The organism is Paenibacillus sp. J31R122 (assembly GCF_056269185.1).
Map to the genome: position 1 here is coordinate 38780 of NZ_JBWDNM010000007.1, position 21243 is coordinate 60022.

Genomic DNA, 21243 nt, shown 5'->3' on the forward strand with positions numbered 1-21243 from the left:
CAAGTTTATAGATTGCAGAGACGGGAGGGTTGCACATGTCGCTTCGATTTGTCATCGGCCGCTCGGGAACCGGTAAAACAGCTTTATGCTTAAAAGAAATGAGGCAGCAGCTTCAAGTCACTCCTGACGGACCACCGCTCATTATGCTCGTTCCGGAGCAAGCTACGTTTCAGACGGAGTATGCGCTGCTTCAGAATGGCAGTTTAAGCGGTACGATAAGAGCGCAAGCTCTCAGCTTCCGCAGGCTCGCTTTTCGTGTTATGCAGGAAACAGGCGGAACAGCGCTCGTACCGATAGGCGATACGGGAAAGCATATGCTGTTGTACAAAATTGTCCATCGGCTCGGTCAGCAGCTTGAGTTGTTTCAAAGCGGAGCGGAGCAGCCCGGTTTTATTGATCGTCTTGCTGAGCTGCTAACGGAGTGGAAACGATATGGCATAGATGCGGAGCTTCTGCAGCATAAACGAGATGCGGCAGAGTACGGTGTCGGCCATTCTACCTTGCTAAAGCGTAAGCTGCATGATTTGCAGCTGATCTATTCGCAAATGGAACAAGAGCTCGCAGGTTTATATATAGACGCCGAGGATTATTTGCGTTATTTGCAAAATGGGTTTGCAGGAGCAGCTTCCATGCAAGGAGCTGAGATTTGGGTAGATGGGTTTTATGGATTCACCCCGACTGAGTATGAAGCTCTAGGCGCTCTAATGGCATCTTCTGCTCAAATAACGGTTACCCTAACCTTAAATCGGACATACGAGCTAGGGGAGCAGCCGCATGAGTTAGAGCTGTTTCATCCTACGGCGGAGACTTACAGCAAGCTATTAGAGCTTGCTGCTAAGCACGATGTAACGATTCTCCCTCCAACTGTACTTGGTGACGAGCCGCCGATTCGATTTCAACACAGTCCGATGCTAGCCCATTTGGAAAAGCACTACAGCGAACGAATTCCAATGCTTATTTCTAATAAAACGATGCTGGAACCGGAGAGCTCGCAATGCGGGGTTTCCCTTCATGCAGCAGCCAATCGGCGTGCAGAGGTAGAGGCAGTTGCACGTGACATTGTTCGCAGAGCTCAATCAGAACACATTCGCTGGCGAGATATCGCGGTCATGGTTCGCAACGCTGAAGATTACTCCGATTATATCTCACTTGTATTTGCCGACTACGGCATCCCGTTTTTCGTGGATCAGAAACAAAAGGCCGTAAACCATCCGCTTGTTGAATTTATCCGATCCGCTATGGAGACGGTATTGTTCGGCTGGCGGTATGATGCGGTGTTTCGCTGCGTTAAAACGGAAATGTTATTTCCTATGGACAGCAGCTTACTGCGCGAGTGGTTCGATTTACTAGAAAACTATGTTTTGGCCGCTGGAATTGACGGCTGGAAATGGCTAGACCTCAAACGATGGTATCCATTAGTTCCTGTGTCACTTGATGATGACACTGACATAGAAACGAAAATAAGTGATAAAGCGCAGCGCGAATTCGATATTGTGATGGCTGCCAGAGAGGCTGTCGTGCCGCCGTTGCGCCGTTTCGGCGAAAAGCTGAAGAAGGCAGACAACATTCAAGGCATGTGTGAAGCGCTATATCGTTTGCTCGATCAAACAAATGCAGCAGATCGCCTAGAGTTCTGGAGCAAGCAGGACATTGATGCAGGCAAAGCGCAGCGGGCTCGCAGTCATCGACAGCTTTGGGACAGTGTCATGACGCTACTTGATCAGCTTGTTGAACTGGCAGGACAACAAACGGCGACGCCAGAATTGTTCGCAGGTATGGTGGAGGCGGGGCTGGACAGCTTAAAGCTGGCATCCGTTCCACCGGCTCTCGATCAAGTATTGATTGGCAGCATGGATCGAACAAGATCGGGACATGTGAAAGTCTGCTACGTATTAGGCGCCAATGATGGCGTTATGCCGATGCGAGTTAAGGAAGACGGGATATTAACCGAGCCGGAGCGGGAACGCTTGGCAGAGGACGGCATGGCGATGGCGCCAGGTGTTAGAAGGCGATTGCTCGACGAGAGATTTATGATATATAACGCGTTAACGACGCCGAGCGGTCATTTGTGGCTGAGCTGGGCACAGGCTGATGAGGAAGGAAAGAGCTTGCTGCCATCGGAAATCATACGTCATGTGCGCCAGCTGTTTCCGGGGATTCCTGTTCGCAGTACAGCGGCGGAACCGCTCCCGAGCTTGTCGATATCCGAGCAGAGGATGTTCGTTGCTCATCCACAGCGAACGTTGTCTTACTTGATTGCGGCATTGCGTAAATGGCGGCAAGGTTCTACTATAGCGCCTTTTTGGTGGGATTTATACAATTGGTACGTTGTAAGACCGGAATGGCAGCATAAGCTGCAGCTGCTTACAGGCTCATTGAACTATGTGAATCAAGAAAATTTTCTGACGAAGGATACGGCTAGAAAGCTATACGGAGATCGGCTGCAGGTCAGTGTGTCCCGTATGGAAAGATTCGTTTCATGTCCCTTCCAGCATTTTGCCATTCACGGCTTGAAGCTGCGGGAGCGGAAGCTTTATCGTCTTGACGCTCCTGATGTTGGGCAGCTGTTTCATGCGGCATTGAGCCGGCTTGCAAGCGGGCTTGGTCAACGATGGGGATCGATGCCGGCATCCGAACTGAAGGCAGCAGCCGCACAGACGGTTGATGAGCTTGCTCCTAAGCTTCAGTCTCAGATCCTGCTCAGCAGCAGCAGATTTCAATATATAGCCCGCAAGCTGAAGGAAATAGTTGGACAAGCTGCTGTTATGTTAGGAGAACACGCAAGAAGGGCTCAATTTCAGATGGTCGGTACGGAGGTTGATTTTGGACCGAGCGGTACTCTTCCGTCCTTAATCATCCCGCTGCAGGATGGTGGAGAAATTGAAATTATCGGTCGTATTGACCGCGTGGATGCGGCTCAATCAGAACAGGGCTTGCTGCTTCGCGTGCTCGATTACAAATCAAGCTCCACACAGCTAAGGCTGGAGGAGGTCGCGTTTGGATTGTCGTTGCAGATGCTTACGTATTTGGACGTGATAATTACACATGGCACTGAGTGGCTAGGTCAGCAAGCGTCTCCGGCTGGTGTTTTATATTTCCACGTCCACAATCCTTTGCTGGCGCTCTCCAATGGGATGAGTGCTGAAGAGGTTAGCGGTCGAGTACTAAAGCGGTTCAAAATGCGCGGTCTCGTTACAGCGAAGGCTGAGACGGTAAGACTAATGGATGACGAGCTGGACACAGGTTATTCCGACTTATTGCCGTTAGCTTTGAAGCGAGACGGTACATTTTATAGCAGCTCCTCGGTCGTCTCGAATGAACAATGGGATGTGCTTCGTTCATCTGTCAGAAGGACCATTGGACGTATCGGAAGCTCCATACAAGCGGGTGAGGTGTCTGTCGAGCCCTATCGGTTAGGCGCGAAAACACCTTGTCAGTATTGCGATTACAAAGCGGTATGCCAGTTTGATTCGCAATTTGACGGAAATGAATATAAGAAGCTGAATAAGCCGGCGAAGGAAGACATTTGGCAGCAGCTGGAGAAGGAGTAGTTAACGATGCATACTGCAAAGGATACACCAAAGCCGGAAAATAGCACATGGACCGACGATCAGTGGGATGCCATCGTTACAAGCGGATCGAACATACTTGTTGCGGCAGCAGCAGGTTCTGGTAAAACAGCGGTACTGGTTGAACGAATTATTCGTAAAATTTCAGCGAATTCCGATGTCGATCGTTTGCTCGTGGCTACTTTTACGAAAGCAGCCGCCGCGGAAATGAAGGATCGCATACGGCTGGCATTGGAGAAGGAGCTGGAGCGGCAGCCGGAATCCGAGCATTTGCGCCGACAATTAGCTCTAATGAATCGTGCGTCCATCACTACTTTGCATTCTTTCTGTCTTGATGTTATACGACGCTATTACCCGCTTATCGGACTAGATCCGGGCTTCCGGATTGCAAATGAAACCGAAAGTGAGCTGATGCGTCTTGATGTGCTGGATCAGCTCTTTGAGCAAAAGTACGAGGGTGCTGGCGATGACGGCGCTTTTCTTCGACTTGCGGATCGGTATGGCGGTGAGCGCGGTGATGAACCGCTATATCGACTTGTCCAGCAGCTCTATGATTTTGCGCAAAGCCATCCATGGCCTGATTATTGGCTGCGGCAAACAGCAGAAGCTTTTGCCGTAACTACAGTAGCTGAGCTTCAAGACAGTGAATGGGTTCAAAGCTTGCAAGGCGATATCCAGCTTGCACTCGAAGGTGCTGCGACACTTTTGCACCAAGCGCTTGATCTAACGCGGGAGCCCGCGGGTCCAGCTCCTTACGCGGCGACGTTTGAAGAGGATTTGAATCTCGTGAACCGTTTAAACGAGCTTATCCATACGACTCCGTGGGAGCAGTGGATGGAGTCATTTCAAACGATTCAATTCGGAAAACTTAAGGCGATGCGCGGAGATGAATACGATAAGTCGCTGCAGGAGCAAGCAAAGGATTTACGAGATAACGCCAAAAAGGGGATCAGCACATTAGCAGATGAGCTATTCGGACGCTCTGCGGAGCAGTTTTTGGAAGAGCTTCAGGAGCTAGGGCCTCTTATGAGTGCTTTATCAGAGCTCGTAATAGAGTTCGGACAGCTATATGAAGCAGCTAAGCGAGGAAAAGGCTTGTTGGATTTTGGCGACTTAGAGCACTATTGCTTACGCATATTGCGTGATTCGTCTTCAACACCGGCCAGCATGAAACCTTCCATAGCGGCGCTTGAATTCCAGCAGCAATTTGATGAAATTTTACTCGATGAGTATCAGGATACGAATATGGTTCAAGAGGCGATCATTTCTCTGATCGAGCGCCAAGGGAGCGGCAACCGATTTATGGTCGGAGATGTGAAGCAGAGCATCTACCGATTCCGGCTCGCCGAACCGAAGCTTTTTTTGCAAAAATATAAATCCTATTATTCTCGTAACGATGTAATCCATTCTCCGCCTTTGGATTCAAATCGAGGCTTGCGAATCGACTTAGCACGTAATTTTCGCAGTCGTTCTGAAGTCGTTGATGGCGTGAACGCTGTATTCCGAGCTATTATGCGGGAGAACGTGGCTGAGATGAACTATGATAAACGTGCTGAGCTAGTGTGTGGTGCTGCGTATCCGGAATCAGAGACAGCTGATGCCAACAAGATACAGTTTGCCGTACTAAATAAAGCGGACATGGATGATGAGACTGATGAGGGTAGCGAAAGCGCGGATGCTATAGAGCAAAGTGATGAGGCGGATCCAGCGGATGCTGCTTCAGCAGCACAATCCGATTCCGATCTGAAGGTGGCTCAGTTGGAAGCCCGCTGGATAGCCGAGCAGCTCAGAGTGCTTATTCAGGAAGGCTATCGGATATACGACGGGAAGCGTCGCGAGAGTCGGCCGATGCAATGGCGGGATGTTGTCATCTTGCTGCGAGCTACACAGCAATGGTCACCCATCATCATTGAGGAGCTTCAAGCTAGCGGTGTTCCCGCTTATGCGGAGCTGAGCAGCGGATATTTCGATGCGGTAGAGGTAGAAACGATGCTGTCACTGCTTCGAGTAATCGATAATCCTTATCAGGATATACCGCTTGCTGCCGCGCTGCGCTCACCTCTGTTTGGTCTTGATGCGGAGGAGCTGGCGCGAATTCGAATTAAATCCGCAAAGTCCACTTATTATGACGCCGTTCTGCATGCTGCCGGTGATTTGTATTTGGAGGAAGAGTCTCGTCGCAAGCTGTCTCTGTTTTTAGACAGCTTGGATCGCTGGCGCGGGGAAGCGAGACAAGGCTCTCTTGCTGATTTATTATGGGAAATTTATAGAGAAACGGGCTATTATGACTTTGTTGGCGGTCTTCCTGGCGGTTCTCAGCGACAAGCCAATTTGCGCGCGCTTCATGATCGCGCGCGTCAATACGAAGCGACTTCATTTCGCGGACTATTTCGTTTTTTGCGGTTCATTGAACGAATGCGTGATAGCGGCGGCGATCTAGGTACGGCAAGAGCATTAGGAGAACAAGAAGATGTCGTAAGAATCATGTCGATTCACAAGAGTAAAGGACTTGAGTTCCCAGTTGTGTTTGTTGCTGGACTTGGCAAGCTCTTTAATCAACAAGATATACGAAGCGCCTTCTTAAAGCATAAGCAGCTTGGCTTTGGGCCACGTTTTGTTGATCCCGTGCTCCGTATTAGCTACCCGACTTTACCCTATCTTGCGATACGCCGAGCGATGCGTATGGAAATGCTGGCGGAAGAAATGCGTATTTTATACGTTGCGCTCACAAGACCAAAGGAGAAAATGTTTCTTGTCGCTACGGTTTCGGATGCCGAGGCCAAGCTCAAAAGGTGGCTGTCATCGGTTGACGCGAACGGAATACTTCCGGATTTCCGAGTTGCTTCCGCGCGTTCGTTTATAGATTGGCTGGGCCCGATGGCAGCTCGTCAACTCTCTTTGCAGCAATCGTTTAATCTTGATGATGAGACAATGCCAGAATGGCAAGCAGGCATTGTGGCGGCGTCTTTGTTCGCAACAGAGGCTGCGGCTGCAGCGGAAACGGATGAGGCGTTCAGTGACGCCATGGCAGAGCGTCTGCAAGCCGTGACCTCCTTATCACTGCTCGATGATGTGGAAGTCGATGAGAAGCTTCGTACGCGTTTAGAATGGCAGTATCCGCATAAGGCGGCTGCGTCAATTGCCGCGAAAACATCGGTAACAGAAATGAAAAGACTTCATGCCGAGGCTATCGAGGATGCGTTTTCTATGGATGAGCCTCCTCTTGAAAATAGAGTAATTAACGCGACGGATGTTGTACTTAATACCCTTTCAGAAAACTTCACTTTCCGCTTAAGGCGGCCTGCATTCATGGAAGAGGTATCTCTCACTGCTGCTGAAAAAGGCTCGGTAAACCACTTGCTTATGCAGCATGTTCCGCTAACGCTTGATATTGATGAGGCTATGCTGAAACGAACGGTAGAGAATATGATCGGCGCGCAAATGCTGACGGTAAAGCAGTCTGAAGCTATAAATGTTCCCGCTGTCGCAGCTTTTTTCCAAAGTGAGCTTGGACAGAGACTGCTGCGTTCGAATTGGGTTCGACGTGAAGTTCCGTTCAGCTGTATGTTCAAAGCAAGCCGAGTATACCCTGATGCTGATGAGACGCTAGCGACGGAACCCATTCTTATTCAAGGTGTCATTGACTGCTTGTTTGAGGATGAGCATGGTGTCGTTTTGCTCGATTACAAGACAGATCGAATAATTATGCAGGGATGGGCGGCCGCGGCAGAGAAGCACCGTTTCCAATTAGAGCTGTACGCGGAAGCGATTGAATCGATTCTTGGGCGAAAAGTAAATGAATGTCATGTCTTCTTCTTTGATGGAGGACAGTCAGTTCCGTTGAATAAGGATCTTCCCAAGTAAAAAAATGCTAAAAAGGATGCTGTGAAAATGGATCGAATACAACCGGTTAAACGCTCGATTGCATTGCCTATTACTTTGCTGGTGCTGGTATTTAGCTTAATTGGTAATGTATTTTTATACTCGCAATACTTGCAAAATAAGCAGCAGAACAATTTTGAAGCGGGAGAACAGATTTTTAAGGCGGCAGTGGGATCTCAGCAATATTTTCAGGAAATGATTCCACAGCTGGATGCATTGCTTCAAAGTGAGCAGGCAGAGGAGCGCATAGTAGCAAAGTTTCTAATTGGCTCTATTGTTCAAAAAGGACAGGCAGTCGCTGATCTAGCAGCTTTTGCGGAGCCGTTTTCCACGAGCTCTGAAATGCAATCAGCTGACTTCGTATTGGCGTATGTCACCGATGCTCAAAATGCCTTGCAAGCGATTGGAAGCCATGCAGGTTCGTTAGAGGCCGAAGAACGCGAATATTTAACTGCTTTGAAAAGCTCCTTTGAGAAAATGGCAAAAATCATGAGCGAGTTCAGCACAAATATTAAAGACAACCGTGTCGCGATCATTCGTTTATCGAGCGGTCTGGATTGGACGAAGCTCGTTCATCAAGTACAGCAAGTTATGAGCGAGCAATCTGCAAAGCTCACTGCTTCCTGATAAAAGACGATTAAAAAAGAGTCGATCCTTCCATTCGGCGTATTTGCATTGGACGCGCGTCATAAATTTCGATATGATAAAGACAGTCGAAATAATAGGGGGTGAACCTTATGGACTGTATTTTTTGTAAAATTGTCGAAGGCGCAATTCCATCGAAGAAGGTGTTTGAGAACGATACCGTGGTAGCCTTTCACGATATACAGCCTGCCGCACCGGTACATATTCTCATTATACCTAAGAAGCATATAGCAACGATGAATGACGTCACTGACGCGGATGATGCCGTAATGGCAGATTTGTTTGCAGCTGCTCGTCAGATTGCGAAGGAGCTAGGAATTGCTGAATCCGGCTATCGTTTAATCAACAATGTAAATGCAGATGGAGGGCAGATTGTGTATCACTTGCATATCCATTTGCTAGGCGGCAAAAAACTTTCTCCTATATTGGTAGATAACCTAAGTTGACACTGCCTTTTGGTTTGACATATAATAAAATTTGATAAACCGTGATATAGCTCTGGACGGTCTGTTTCGGAGGGAGGGAAAACTGGTGTCTGAAACTAAAGTTCGCAAAAACGAAACTATTGATGCTGCTCTTCGCCGCTTTAAACGTTCCATCGCTAAAGATGGTGTTCTAGCAGAGGTGAAAAAACGCAAGCATTATGAAAAGCCAAGTGTGAAGCGCAAGATGAAGTCTGAGGCTGCGCGCAAAAGAAAGTTTTAGGAGGATCCTTCCATAATGAACCTGAGCGAACGATTAATCGACGATATGAAGCAAGCCATGAAGAGTCAGGACAAGTTCAAGCTATCCGTAATTCGTATGATGCGCGCGGCAGCGAAAAACTTGGAAATTGAACTCAAGCGTCCATTGGACGACAAGGAAGTGCTTGATATTCTAAGTCGAGAGGTCAAAATACGTAAAGATTCCCTCCAAGAATTTAATAAAGCCGGCCGTGATGATTTAGTTGCGGGTCTTGCAACGGAAATTGATATTATTAGTCAATACCTTCCCGAACAGCTGACTGAAGAAGAGATTCAAGAGATAGTAACACAGACCATCCATGAACTCGGTGCTTCTTCCAAAGCCGATATGGGAAAAGTCATGAGTGCCCTATTGCCTAAAACAAAGGGTCGTGCTGACGGTAAACTAGTAAATCAGTTTGTACAGCAACTTCTGCAATAACTAACCATTCGGACTAACAAAACACCCCGTAATAGGGGTGTTTTTTTTACATAATGCTGTACAAGCAACTAAGCTGGAGGAAGTAAAATGTGAAACATTTTATTCCATTATTCGTACTAAGGAATAATTCATGAAATAAGGAGGACACTTCTTGCTCATAAAACGATGGCGAAATAAATTTTCTGTTGCTTCGCTGCTGGTCGCAGTCGCATTAATTCTGGTTACTTTTGCAGGATTTTTCGGCACATCAACGGATCGAACAAACGCGGCTTCCGATATTGGACCGGCCGTCTACATCGTACCCGTCAAACAAACGGTGGAGTCGGGACTTCAATCATTTTTGGAAAGAGCTTTTAAAGAAGCGGGTGAAGCGAACGCAGAGCATATTATACTTGTCGTTAACACATTAGGCGGTAAAGTGATTAATGCGGCAGATATAGGTGACCTGATACGCTCGAGTGATATTCCAACAACTGCGTTTGTGGAAAACAAGGCTGTGTCGGCTGGTACTTATATCGCGCTTAACGCTGATCAGATTGTTATGCAGCCTGGGAGCACTATCGGAGCTGCTGCGGTTGTTGACAGCTTTGGCACATTAACGGACAATCCGAAGACGATTTCTTATTGGGTATCAAGAATGATGGATGCCGCTAAGGAAAACGGGCGTGATGAACGAATTGCTGCAGCCATGGTTGATCCGAGTATAACCCTAGAGCTTAAAGATAAGATTGGAAGAGATAAGCAGAAAGGTGAAATTCTAACGCTCTCTGCAAGCGAGGCTGAAAAGGTTGGTTATTCGGACCATACGGCGAAATCAGTGGACGAGGTTGTATCTTGGCTGGGCCTGGATGGTCGCACGCAAATCGAAATAAATCCCTCTATTGCGGAAAATGTGGCAAGATGGCTTGTAGATCCAATAGTAAAAACGATATTGCTCATACTTGGTATCGCTGGCATTGTAATTGAAATGCTGGTACCGGGCACTAGCTTCCCTGGTATTATAGGTTTCTTGTCATTTGGCCTTTATTTCTTCGGTCACTATGTGGCAGGATTTGCTGAAATAGAATCGGTAGTACTGTTTGTACTTGGTTTAGGTCTGTTAATTATAGAGTTGTTTGTGCCGAGCTTTGGAATATTGGGCCTCCTTGGGAGCGCATCATTGATTACAGGTGTCGTAATTGCAGCTTCCGACCCTAAGACCGCATTTATCTCCATTGTGGTTGCGCTTGTTGCAGCCGTAATTATAATAACGATCTTTGTGAGGATGAATCGAATGAGAGGTATTTGGAACAAATTTATTCTTAGAGATAAGCTGACTACAGAGGAAGGTTATTTGTCAGCGGAAGTTAAAGACTCTTTGCTTGGCTTAGAAGGAGTAACGATTACTGCGCTGCGGCCGGCTGGAACTGTTCAAATTGGCGATGAGCGCATTGATGTTGTAACATCAGGCGAGTTTGTGGATGCGAAACGTCCAGTTAAGGTGATCAAAGCAGAAGGAACTTGGGTTGTTGTGAAAGAAATAATAAAATAGAAACAACCATTATAAACTCTGGAGGGTTATATTTATGCATTTAGATCCGTTGGTTTCTGTATTAATAATAGCTGTTGTAGCAATTATTGTTCTGTCTGTATTTTTAAGCTTCTTCCCAATTATGCTATGGATATCCGCATTGGCATCAGGTGTTAGAGTAGGAATTATTACGCTGGTAGCGATGCGCTTACGTCGCGTAGTTCCTAGTCGGATCGTTAATCCATTGATTAAAGCGACAAAAGCAGGTCTCGGCGTGAATATCAATCAGCTTGAGAGTCATTTCTTGGCGGGCGGTAATGTTGACCGTGTAGTTAATGCTTTGATTGCTGCTCAACGAGCTAATATTCCCCTTATTTTCGAACGCGCGGCTGCTATTGATCTAGCAGGTCGTGATGTATTGCAAGCGGTGCAAATGAGCGTAAACCCGCGTGTAATTGAAACACCAATCGTTGCTGCAGTGGCAAAAGACGGTATTGAGGTGAAGGTTAAGGCCCGTGTAACGGTTCGAGCGAATATTGAACGTCTGGTCGGCGGTGCCGGTGAAGAAACGATTATTGCGCGTGTAGGTGAAGGTATCGTAACTACGGTAGGTTCAGCTAACTCACATAAAGATGTTCTTGAAAATCCAGATATGATCTCTCGTACAGTACTAGGCAAAGGGCTGGATGCAGGTACAGCGTTTGAAATATTATCGATCGATATCGCGGACGTTGATGTAGGTAAAAACATCGGCGCGCATTTGCAAACAGAGCAAGCCGAAGCGGACAAGAAGATCGCTCAAGCGAAAGCGGAAGAACGCCGTGCCATGGCGGTTGCTCATGAGCAGGAAATGAAAGCGAAGGTTGTTGAGATGGAAGCGCGTGTTGTAGAGTCAGAATCACAGGTGCCACTTGCGATGGCTGAAGCGCTAAAAAGCGGTAAAATCGGTGTAATGGACTACTTGAACCTTAAAAATGTTGAAGCTGATACGCAAATGCGCAGCTCCATTGGCAAGACTGATAGCTCGATCGACCATAAAGACGGTCGCTAATGAGAATGTTCAGTCAGCTGACTATGTTCAGCGTGGCTGCGCCTTGGAGGTGAAGGCAATTTGAAAATCATTGAATTTTTGATGGACAATATCTATATCGTAATCATCATAATTGGTGCGTTGGCCTCTCTGTACAGCAAAGCAAGCGCAAAGAATAAGCCGAGTCAGATGCCTGACTTTGGCGGAGGGAGTGGCCAGCCAAGGACCCCGTCTCAGAGCCCAACTAATCGGGAATACGATGAAGAGGACCGAATTCCCGAACGAGCTGAACCTCAGGTGGTTTACAAAGTACGTACAGAGCCTGAGCGGCAGATAGAGACGCCACGGGAAGTTCTGTCGGATAGACAGCCGGATAACAGCTCTAGAGCAGCAGCGCAGTCTACGGCTCGTGAGAGAGCGTTAAAGCCAGAGATGGATCGTATAGTAAATAAAGTAACAGCTGATGAAATGCGAAAAGCAATTATATGGTCTGAAATTTTAGGACCTCCTCGGTCTAAGAGACCGTATCGCAGGTGATAAATGAACAGAGCTGTCCCTAAAGGTCTACGACCTTATAGGGCGGCTCTTTTTTTGTTTTCCGAAGCTTCCACATAAACCGTCCCTCATAAAACCGCTCTGTCGCGCATACTTTGTTACAGTACGATTATTTTGAATAGCAAATATTTCGGATTACGCATTTCATGCATTAATGCTTTCGAAGTAAGTTTGCTTCGCAAACTTTTAGGTTTATGCTTTCGAAGTAAGTTTGCTTCGCAAACTTTTAGGTTTACGCTTTCGAAGTAAGTTTGCTTCGCAAACTTTTAGGGGGGACATACAAACGAGTATGCGACGTATAAAAAGAAAATTCCGCAAAGTAACCGCTGACCTTTTGGATATGCCGCATGATGTCGTGTATGATTTGCCTCGATTAACGATGATTGGCGACCGTCAGCTTTATATTGAAAACCACCGGGGAGTCGTACACTTTTCAAGCGAAAGTCTACGGCTAGCATTGAGCAAGGGTCAGTTAGAGGTAACGGGTCTTGATCTAGTTATAAGGACGATTTGGACAGAGGAAGTTTTCATAGAGGGACAAATAACAAACATTCAATTGCTGCCATAGCAAGGGATTGAGCGGGATATTAGGAAATGACATGTACAGGAGGGGAACGTTTTGAAGGTACAAGGAGCACAATGGTTAAAAGGTATTGTTACCGTGCATATACGCGGTGGACAACCTGAGCAGTTCGTCAACCGCGCGCTTGCTGGCGGTTTGCAGCTGTCTTCTATACGATGGACGAGCAATGGCTTGCTTGAGTGCGAGCTTTCTGTTAGCGACTTTTTCGAGCTTCGCGCGTATTTAAAGGAGACAGGCTGTCGTGTACATGTTGTTAAGCGGAACGGATTTCCTTTCATGCTTGTAAAGGCGGAGCGTCGGATTTTTTTTGCCGGAGGAATTGTCTTGTTTTTTGCCCTTATATTTATGTTGTCATCGCTTGTTTGGACAGTGGACGTCCAAGGCAATGTGAAGCTTACAGAGGAGCAAATTCACTTAGTCGCCAAGCAAGAGGGCTTATATCCGATGCAGTGGTCATTCCGGTTAACGGATGCAGATGTGCTCTCTAAACGGCTTGTGCAAAAGCTGCCGGGGGCTACGTGGGTAGGCGTTGAGAAAAAGGGCACTAAGGTTACGATACAAGTCGTTGAAATGAATGTTCCCGATCAGCTGCCTTTAAACACCCCACGTCATTTAGTAGCATCCACGGATGCAGTCGTAACCCATATTATTGCCGAAGCAGGCAATCCTGCAGTAAGGAAGAATATGAGGGTGAAGAAGGGTCAAGTATTAATATCGGGTATGATCGGAGCGGACGCTTATACCAAAACCGTAGTGGCTAAAGGATCCGTAAGAGGACTTGTTTGGTACGAATTCAACATAGCTTCACCGTTAACGCAAAAGATAAAAGTATATACTGGCGAGAAAAAAACGAAATGGTACGCAGTTGTAGGCTCGCGCGCGCTTCAAGTCAGCGGTTATGGTGATAACCCTTATGAAGCTTCGGAGTTAATTCAGCATGAAGAGCAAGTTGCTTGGCGCAATTGGTCACTTCCAATCGGCAGAATGAAAGAGACGATTATGGAAATGCGGCTGGAAGAGCGAGCACTGACCGAAACCGAGGCGAAGAACATAGGGATACTGCAAGCGAAAGCGGATCTATTAGTAAAAGCAGGTGTGGACTCTGTTATACGGGATGAAAAAGTTTTGCATGAAAAGACGGACAATGGTAAAGTTTATATGAAAGTTCTTTTTGAAGTCGAGCAGTCCATTACTAAGGAATTGCCACTAGTCCAGATGCAGGGAGATTGAGGTTTGTTGCAAATTGAGACGAAAGTTGTAAGGATACCGCTTGGCAACGCTGTGGAGGGACTTGCTGTTCTTGGCCCGCAGGATAAATATTTACGATTGATTCAGGAGCAGATAGAGTCATCCATTACGTCACGCGAAGCGGAAATTGTAATTACAGGCCCGACATCTGAGGTGGAATCACTTGAGCAGCTCTATAACGTGCTGCTGCAGCTCGTTCGAGGAGGATATAATCCATCGGAGCGTGATGTCGTATACGCGCTTGAATTAGCAAGGTCTATGCAGGCTGAAGAACTGCTCGATCTTTTTAGCAAGGTCATAACGACAACTTTTAGAGGTAAGCCAATCCGCGTGAAAACGATTGGACAGCGTCACTATGTGCAAACGATTCGTAAAAAAGATATAGTGTTTGGAATTGGTCCTGCAGGAACAGGGAAAACGTACTTAGCTGTTGTCTTAGCTGTTGCCGCGCTTAAGGAAGGATCAGTTAAACGTATTGTGCTGACTAGACCGGCGGTTGAAGCAGGTGAAAATCTGGGCTTTTTGCCAGGTGATTTACAGGAGAAGGTTGATCCGTATTTGCGTCCTTTATACGATGCGCTGCATGATGTGTTAGGGCCGGAGCAAACGGCTAAGGCGCTTGAACGCGGCTTGATAGAGATCGCTCCGCTTGCCTATATGCGCGGTCGAACGCTCGACGATGCGTTTATTATTTTGGATGAAGCGCAAAATACAACGCCCGAGCAAATGAAAATGTTTTTAACGAGACTTGGTTTCGGTTCGAAAATGGTTATTACGGGCGATATCACTCAAATCGATTTGCCTCGCGGCAAAAATTCTGGGCTAATTGAAGCACAGCGCATTTTGAGAAGCATAGAGGAGATAGGCATCATTTTATTTTCCGAGCAGGATGTGGTACGCCATTCATTAGTTCAAAAAATAATTGTTGCCTATAACTGGGATGCTGAAAACAAAGCCTAGAGAGGAATGTCTGCTGCATGAACCAAAATCAGACCGATAAACAGGGGAACTTGCGACCGTCTAAGGCGGGTTGGAGGCAGAGCTCAGCCGTTCGATGGGTGCTGATGTTTATGTTTGTGCTGTTATTCTATTTCAGCTTAGCTCCGCATCTTGTTCCAGAAACCTATGATATCCAGGAAGGCACGGCAAGCGAGAAGGATATCAAAGCGCCTTTTCAAATTAAAGACGAGAAAGCTACGAGACAAGCGGAGGAAGATGCTGCGAATCGGATCGATCCGATCTATTCGATCGTAGCTCTTCGCAATGAAGCTTTGATCGACCAAATATTCGTTCGGATTGAACAATTAAATCAAGATGATCAGGTGACTACTCAAAATAAAATCGATATTTACCGCAATGAAATCCCAGGGCGTTATTCGGAATATATTGATAATTTTGTTAAGGTTAACAAAGGCAAAGGAACATATAGCGATTCATTGCTTGAAGAAATGACCATTGTAGCCAAAGAGCAGCAATATACGATCCCGGAAGAAACTTTTTATAAAATTCCTAAAATTTCAGCTGAATCACTTACTGAGATGCGCATCGTAGCTCGGGATATTGTGAAAAAATTGTCTGGAGAGCAGCTTCGTGAGGCCGAGACAGCTCGGACGCAGGTAGCAGAGCTCGTGAATGCAAGCTCATTGTCTAACCGGACAAGCAGGGAAATCGTACAGGAGCTTGCGAGATTTGCTATTATGCCGAATAAGTTTATGGATAAGGAATTGACTGATGAGGCTAAAGTACAAGCTAAGCAAAATACGGCACCCGTTGTCATTAAAGAAGGCGAGCTCATTGTTAAGCGCGGTCAAATCATAACAGCCGATCTTTATCAGCTGTTGGTTGATTCTTCACTTTTGCAGGATAAGAAAAATTACTGGCCGCAAACCGGCTTGCTTATTTTGTCGATCATGTTTATTAGCGTACTGTATGCATATTTGCATCAATCGGGAAGCATTAATGGAGTGAAGCCGAAATATAACAATGCTTCATTACTGATGTTATGGCTTATATTTCTGATAAACACAATTACGATTCAAATTATTTCATTTACGCAAACGGATGCGGCTCCTTATGCTGGCTTTTTGGCTCCAGCGGCACTTGGTACAATGTTGATTACTTTGTTGCTTGATATGCATCTTGCCATTATCAGTTCATTTTTGTTTGCGATTATGGGAAGTATTATATTAAATACCGGGCAAAATCAAATATTTGATTTTCAGTATGGGTTTGTAATCATTGTCGTATCATTCGCGGCTATCTTCTCAATTCATAGAGCGAGTCAGCGATCGACGATACTTAAAGCGGGTATTATGGTAAGCTTGTTTGGGACGTTGGCGGTAATAGCGTTGTTGATGTTATCCGAACATCTTGATCGTATACCGTTTCTTTATTCCGTTGGATTTGCATTTGCCAGTGGATTGCTTACAGCGGTGCTCGTTATCGGCTTGATGCCGTTTTTCGAAGTTACATTTGGCATTTTGTCCGCATTAAAGCTCGTAGAGCTGTCAAATCCTAATCATCCATTGCTGCGCAAGCTGTTAACTGAAACGCCTGGCACTTATCACCATAGTGTCATGGTCGGCAATTTGTCTGAGGCAGCGGCAGAAGTAATCGGAGCAGACGGCTTGTTATGCCGTGTCGGTTCGTTCTATCATGATATCGGGAAGACGAAACGGCCGAATTATTTTATCGAGAATCAGACTAATATTGAAAATCCGCATGATACGATTGATCCAAAGCTAAGCACGTCTATTATCGTTGCTCATGCAAGAGACGGTGTGGATATGCTGAAAGCACATAATATACCGAAGCCAATACGTGATATTGCAGAGCAGCATCATGGTACAACTTCCCTTAAGTTCTTTTATTATAAAGCTAAGAAACAAGCAGAAGAGCAAGAATTGGAGCCTGCTTTTACTGAAGATGATTTCAGGTATCCCGGTCCAAAAGCGCAATCGAAGGAAGCTGCTGTTGTGGGCATAGCCGATTGTGTGGAAGCGGCGGTGCGCAGCTTGCACAATCCGACTGTTGAACAGGTAGAAGCGATGATACACAAAATCATTAAAGGCAGACTGGATGACAATCAGTTTAATGAATGTGATTTGACGATGAAGGAACTTGATAAAATAGCACATTCACTTAAGGAAAGTGTCATCGGAATTTTTCACTCTCGCATTGAATATCCCGATGATGTGAAAACAAAGGAGCGTTTGGCATGAGTTTACGTTTGGAATGGAGCAATGACCAGCAAAAAATAGAAATTCCGGAGGCTTGGATAACGAGAATCGAGCAGCTTCTTCAGCTGGCAGGCGAAGCAGAGGGAATTACGGAGGGGGATGTGTCGTTAACCTTTACTGATGATGAGGAAATTCATCAGTTAAATCGAGATTATCGCGGCATAGATCGACCGACAGACGTGCTGTCATTCGCGATGCAAGAGGATGGAACAGACGAGCTTGACATCTTCTTTGAGGTGGAGAGCGAGGATGAGCTGGATCCGATCTCCGGTATGCTCGGAGACATTATTATTTCAGTTGAAACGGCAGCTTCGCAAAGCGAGGAGTACGGTCATTCATTAGAACGAGAAATTGGATTTTTATTCGTTCATGGGTTTCTGCACTTGATCGGATATGATCATCAGGATGACGCGACAGAAGCTGAAATGACAACGAAGCAGGAAGCAATATTACAGAAGGCGGGATTGGCTCGCTAATGAGTAAGTTTATGCAAAGTGTTTCGGTAGCCCTATCCGGCATCGCCTTTGCTCTGCGTACTCAGGGGCATATGCGATTTCACTTTATCGCCTCCCTAGTTGTATGCGCAGTTGGACTGATCGTATCGCTTGAACTGCTGGAATGGGCGATTATTCTACTTGTAATAGGAGTAGTCATCTGTGCAGAGATGATCAATACATCACTTGAACAAGTTGTAAATCTCGCTAGTCCGGGGATTCATCCAATTGCGAAAACGGCAAAGGATGTTGCGGCTGGCGCTGTTTTAATTGCAGCTATAATGGCTGCTGTCATCGGGCTGCTCATCATTGGGCCGCCCTTATGGCATTTATTGTTCTAAGCAGGTCATATTAAGAAGCTGGAGGGATGATAAGGATGCTTCATGAAGGACTATCGTCACAATACTCAACCTTGTTAAATGCCGCAAAAGATGCGATGGCTAATGCATATGTTCCTTATTCAAATTTCCGAGTGGGAGCCGCGCTGCTTGACGATGAAGGACATGTTCATTATGGCTGCAATGTAGAAAATGCAGCTTACGGACCAACCAATTGCGCGGAACGCACCGCTTTATTCCGTGCCATAGCTGATGGTAAACGCCCTGGACAATTCCAGGCGATTGCAGTTATAGGAGATACAGAAGGTCCGATAACGCCTTGCGGTGTTTGTCGGCAGGTGTTGGTGGAGCTTTGTGCGCCGGACATGCCGGTTATTATGGGCAACTTGAGCGGTCAATGGTCAATCTCGACTGTATCAGCAATATTGCCGGGGGCTTTTACTCCGGCGTCACTAGATAATGGGGAGCGTTAAACAAACTAATGAATCAAACTAAAGCAAATGATCGTGGAAGCAAAAAATTTAAATCAGGTTTTGTGGCAATCGTCGGTAGACCAAATGTAGGGAAATCGACACTAATGAACCACCTAATCGGACAGAAAATTGCGATTATGTCGGACAAGCCGCAAACTACTCGTAACAAAATTCACGGAGTGTATACAACAGATGATACCCAAATCGTATTTCTAGATACGCCTGGTATTCATAAGCCGCAGTCTAAGCTAGGCAATTACATGATGCAAACGGCTGAGAGCGCGTTGAGAGAGGTTGAAGCTGCTCTATTTTTGATTGATGCTTCAGAGGGCCTCGGAGGTGGCGATCGCTACATCATTGAGCAGCTCAAAAAAGTTAAAACGCCAGTGTTTCTGGTTATGAACAAAATTGATAAAGTAGAGCCGGAACAGCTGCTTCCGATGATTACACAATATAACGCGTTACATGATTTTGCTGAGATTATTCCAATATCAGCGCTTAAAGGCAATAATATCGATAGACTGCTGGAGCAGCTTTCACGTTATTTGCCTGAAGGCCCGCAATATTACCCGGCTGACCAAATTACGGATCACCCGGAGCAATTTGTATGCTCAGAGCTTATTCGCGAGAAAATACTGCATCTGACTCGTGAAGAAATACCACATTCCATTGCGGTAACGATTGAAGATATGAAGGTTCAGGAAAATGGCATCGTTTATATTGGAGCAGTCATTTTTGTTGAGCGTGATTCCCAAAAAGGAATTATTATCGGTAAAAAGGGTGAGCTGCTGAAGGAAGTCGGTAAAAAAGCGAGACATGATATTGAAGCGCTGTTAGGCTCCCGCATATTTTTGGAGCTATGGGTAAAGGTGAAAAAAGATTGGCGTAATCAAGATCGCGTCCTTAAGGATCTAGGATTTAGACATGATTAACCGCAACTGACGTAAATTGTTAAGGATAGACATTCGTCTTTTATCGCATCCTATTGTTGTCTGGAGAAGCATTTCAGGGAGCGGAAAGGATGAATACGAATGCGAGATTTTTCGTGGAAGTATTTTACGTTGACCGGCGATGTTGAATCATTCATGCTTTACAAGGAAATGCATCAGCTAGGCTCGGTAAATAGTTCTGATACGTTAGCTGGAGCTGATGAAGAGAGTACGGGGATCGATTTAGACGATACGACAAGCTAGCACATCGTTCATGTAACTGATGAGTGGCTAGCACAAACGGATACGCCGACATGGACGGCGTAAAACCGTTATGGGGTGTGGGGGAGAGTTACCGGTATGCTGTATCGTGTCGAGGGAATCGTTATTCGCAGTATGGATTACGGAGAAGGCAATAAAATTGTGACATTGCTCACAAAAACAAACGGTAAAGCGGGTGTTCTCATCCGCGGCGCGAAAAAAGTGAAGAGCAAGCATGCTTCTCTCGCGCAGCCGTTTACATATGGAGAGTTCGTTTATTTTCGAAGCAGTGGACTCGGAACGCTTAACTATGGTGAGATTATCGAATCTCACCATCTTTTGCGTGAACAGCTGGATATGACGGCCTATGCTGCCTATGCGGCTGAGCTTACTGATCGGTCTTTGCAGGATGATGAAGCGACGGGCTTTCATTTTGAACAGCTGAAGGCTTGTTTTGCGGCTCTACAGGAAGGAAAGGACGCGCAGGTCGTCGTACATTTGTATGAGATGCGTATTTTAGATTTGTCTGGCTATGCTCCCGAATTAGATGAATGTGTAAGCTGCGGCAATGTTGTGGGACCCTTTAGGCTGTCACCTCATGCTGGCGGAATATTATGTTCTAGATGTACGAGCAAGGATCCAGGGGCGATCGCGCTTGGCGATGGTGCCTACCGACTGTTAAAGCTCTTTAGAAGAATGGATATGCGAAGACTTGGAACAATTCAAGTAAAGCCCGAGACAAAAGCAGAGCTTAAAATTTGTATGCGTAAGCTATTGGACACACATCTTGGCCTGCAGCTAAAATCTAGAAACTTCCTTGATCAATTGGATAAGCTTCTTTAAAAATTAAAATTGTCACTCCTCTGTGTTCTCATGATGGGTAACGCAAGCATGAAGGATATTATCGACAAAAGCAAAGAAAAGCCTGTTAACTCGCATTAAGAGATCACTCGTATTAAGAGATCATTTGACAAATGGCTTAGTATAACTTACAATAACATATTATGAATATTGGGCAGTGATGGAGAAAGTAATCGAGATATGTCGACAAATATAGCGATCTGGGAACAGTGAAAGCCTAGATGGACAAAATCGATGAATAGGCACTCCGGAGTCGTATGAAGCAAAGAGGGTTTACTGTAATGAGTGAACCAAGTAGGGTGGAACCGCGGGATAACAACTCTCGTCCCTACGTCTGGCAGCAGGCGTAGAGACGGGAGTTTTTTGTATGTATAAGGCTTTATAAGTTTTCACTTATAAATAGGCTTATAGATCTCCTGGACGGCGACAGCCGTTTATACTTGTGTCAACGCTCAGCTGAAC

The 21243-nt window shown here is 46.1% G+C and carries 19 protein-coding genes; all 19 read left to right on the top strand.

The annotated features are described in order from the left end of the window. The first annotated feature begins 35 nt into the window (after positions 1 to 35). The 19 genes from addB to recO all read left to right on the top strand — a co-directional run bounded on the left by addB (position 36) and on the right by recO (position 20763). Positions 36 to 3551, top strand: coding sequence for a helicase-exonuclease AddAB subunit AddB (gene addB / locus AC0YN7_RS12950; protein ID WP_475810423.1), 3516 nt, complete (start codon positions 36 to 38; stop codon positions 3549 to 3551). Between the two features lie 6 nt (positions 3552 to 3557). Then, entirely contained in the window at positions 3558 to 7433 is a 3876-nt protein-coding gene (addA, locus tag AC0YN7_RS12955; protein ID WP_475810424.1) for a helicase-exonuclease AddAB subunit AddA, read from the top strand. A 27-nt stretch (positions 7434 to 7460) separates the two neighbouring features. Then, a complete protein-coding gene (locus AC0YN7_RS12960; RefSeq protein ID WP_475810425.1) occupies positions 7461 to 8078 on the top strand; it encodes a hypothetical protein in 618 nt (205 codons plus the stop codon). 110 nt (positions 8079 to 8188) lie between these two features. Then, positions 8189 to 8542: a histidine triad nucleotide-binding protein gene (locus AC0YN7_RS12965; protein ID WP_475810426.1), complete on the top strand. Its 354-nt coding sequence runs from the start codon at positions 8189 to 8191 to the stop codon at positions 8540 to 8542. Positions 8543 to 8627: 85 nt separating this feature from the next. Further along, positions 8628 to 8801: a 30S ribosomal protein S21 gene (gene rpsU, locus AC0YN7_RS12970; protein WP_475810427.1), complete on the top strand. Its 174-nt coding sequence runs from the start codon at positions 8628 to 8630 to the stop codon at positions 8799 to 8801. A gap of 15 nt (positions 8802 to 8816) precedes the next feature. Then, positions 8817 to 9260, top strand: coding sequence for a GatB/YqeY domain-containing protein (locus tag AC0YN7_RS12975; protein ID WP_475810428.1), 444 nt, complete (start codon positions 8817 to 8819; stop codon positions 9258 to 9260). 151 nt (positions 9261 to 9411) lie between these two features. After that, positions 9412 to 10791: an NfeD family protein gene (locus AC0YN7_RS12980; protein WP_475810429.1), complete on the top strand. Its 1380-nt coding sequence runs from the start codon at positions 9412 to 9414 to the stop codon at positions 10789 to 10791. A gap of 34 nt (positions 10792 to 10825) precedes the next feature. Then, on the top strand, positions 10826 to 11821 hold the full coding sequence (gene floA / locus AC0YN7_RS12985; RefSeq protein ID WP_475810430.1) for a flotillin-like protein FloA: 996 nt from the start codon (positions 10826 to 10828) through the stop codon (positions 11819 to 11821). A gap of 60 nt (positions 11822 to 11881) precedes the next feature. Beyond that, positions 11882 to 12337 carry a hypothetical protein gene (locus AC0YN7_RS12990; RefSeq protein WP_475810431.1) on the top strand — a complete coding sequence of 152 codons (456 nt, stop codon included), beginning with the start codon at positions 11882 to 11884 and terminating at the stop codon, positions 12335 to 12337. A 307-nt stretch (positions 12338 to 12644) separates the two neighbouring features. Then, positions 12645 to 12923, top strand: a complete 279-nt coding sequence (gene yqfC / locus AC0YN7_RS12995; protein WP_475810432.1) for a sporulation protein YqfC — start codon at positions 12645 to 12647, stop codon at positions 12921 to 12923. Positions 12924 to 12974: 51 nt separating this feature from the next. After that, positions 12975 to 14168, top strand: a complete 1194-nt coding sequence (gene yqfD, locus AC0YN7_RS13000; RefSeq protein WP_475810433.1) for a sporulation protein YqfD — start codon at positions 12975 to 12977, stop codon at positions 14166 to 14168. Between the two features lie 6 nt (positions 14169 to 14174). Further along, complete coding sequence (locus AC0YN7_RS13005; protein WP_475810704.1) at positions 14175 to 15146, top strand: PhoH family protein; 972 nt, start codon at positions 14175 to 14177, stop codon at positions 15144 to 15146. Positions 15147 to 15163: 17 nt separating this feature from the next. Then, positions 15164 to 17407: an HD family phosphohydrolase gene (locus AC0YN7_RS13010; protein WP_475810434.1), complete on the top strand. Its 2244-nt coding sequence runs from the start codon at positions 15164 to 15166 to the stop codon at positions 17405 to 17407. Continuing rightward, complete coding sequence (ybeY, locus tag AC0YN7_RS13015; protein WP_475810435.1) at positions 17404 to 17901, top strand: rRNA maturation RNase YbeY; 498 nt, start codon at positions 17404 to 17406, stop codon at positions 17899 to 17901. Before AC0YN7_RS13010 ends, ybeY begins: the two co-directional genes overlap by 4 nt. Then, entirely contained in the window at positions 17901 to 18260 is a 360-nt protein-coding gene (locus AC0YN7_RS13020) for a diacylglycerol kinase family protein (RefSeq protein ID WP_475810436.1), read from the top strand. Before ybeY ends, AC0YN7_RS13020 begins: the two co-directional genes overlap by 1 nt. A gap of 35 nt (positions 18261 to 18295) precedes the next feature. Beyond that, a complete protein-coding gene (gene cdd / locus AC0YN7_RS13025; protein ID WP_475810437.1) occupies positions 18296 to 18730 on the top strand; it encodes a cytidine deaminase in 435 nt (144 codons plus the stop codon). Between the two features lie 8 nt (positions 18731 to 18738). Continuing rightward, on the top strand, positions 18739 to 19662 hold the full coding sequence (gene era / locus AC0YN7_RS13030; protein ID WP_475810438.1) for a GTPase Era: 924 nt from the start codon (positions 18739 to 18741) through the stop codon (positions 19660 to 19662). Positions 19663 to 19761: 99 nt separating this feature from the next. Then, positions 19762 to 19923: a YqzL family protein gene (locus tag AC0YN7_RS13035; RefSeq protein ID WP_475810439.1), complete on the top strand. Its 162-nt coding sequence runs from the start codon at positions 19762 to 19764 to the stop codon at positions 19921 to 19923. Positions 19924 to 20019: 96 nt separating this feature from the next. Further along, positions 20020 to 20763, top strand: a complete 744-nt coding sequence (recO, locus tag AC0YN7_RS13040) for a DNA repair protein RecO (RefSeq protein WP_475810440.1) — start codon at positions 20020 to 20022, stop codon at positions 20761 to 20763. Positions 20764 to 21243: the final 480 nt, after the last annotated feature.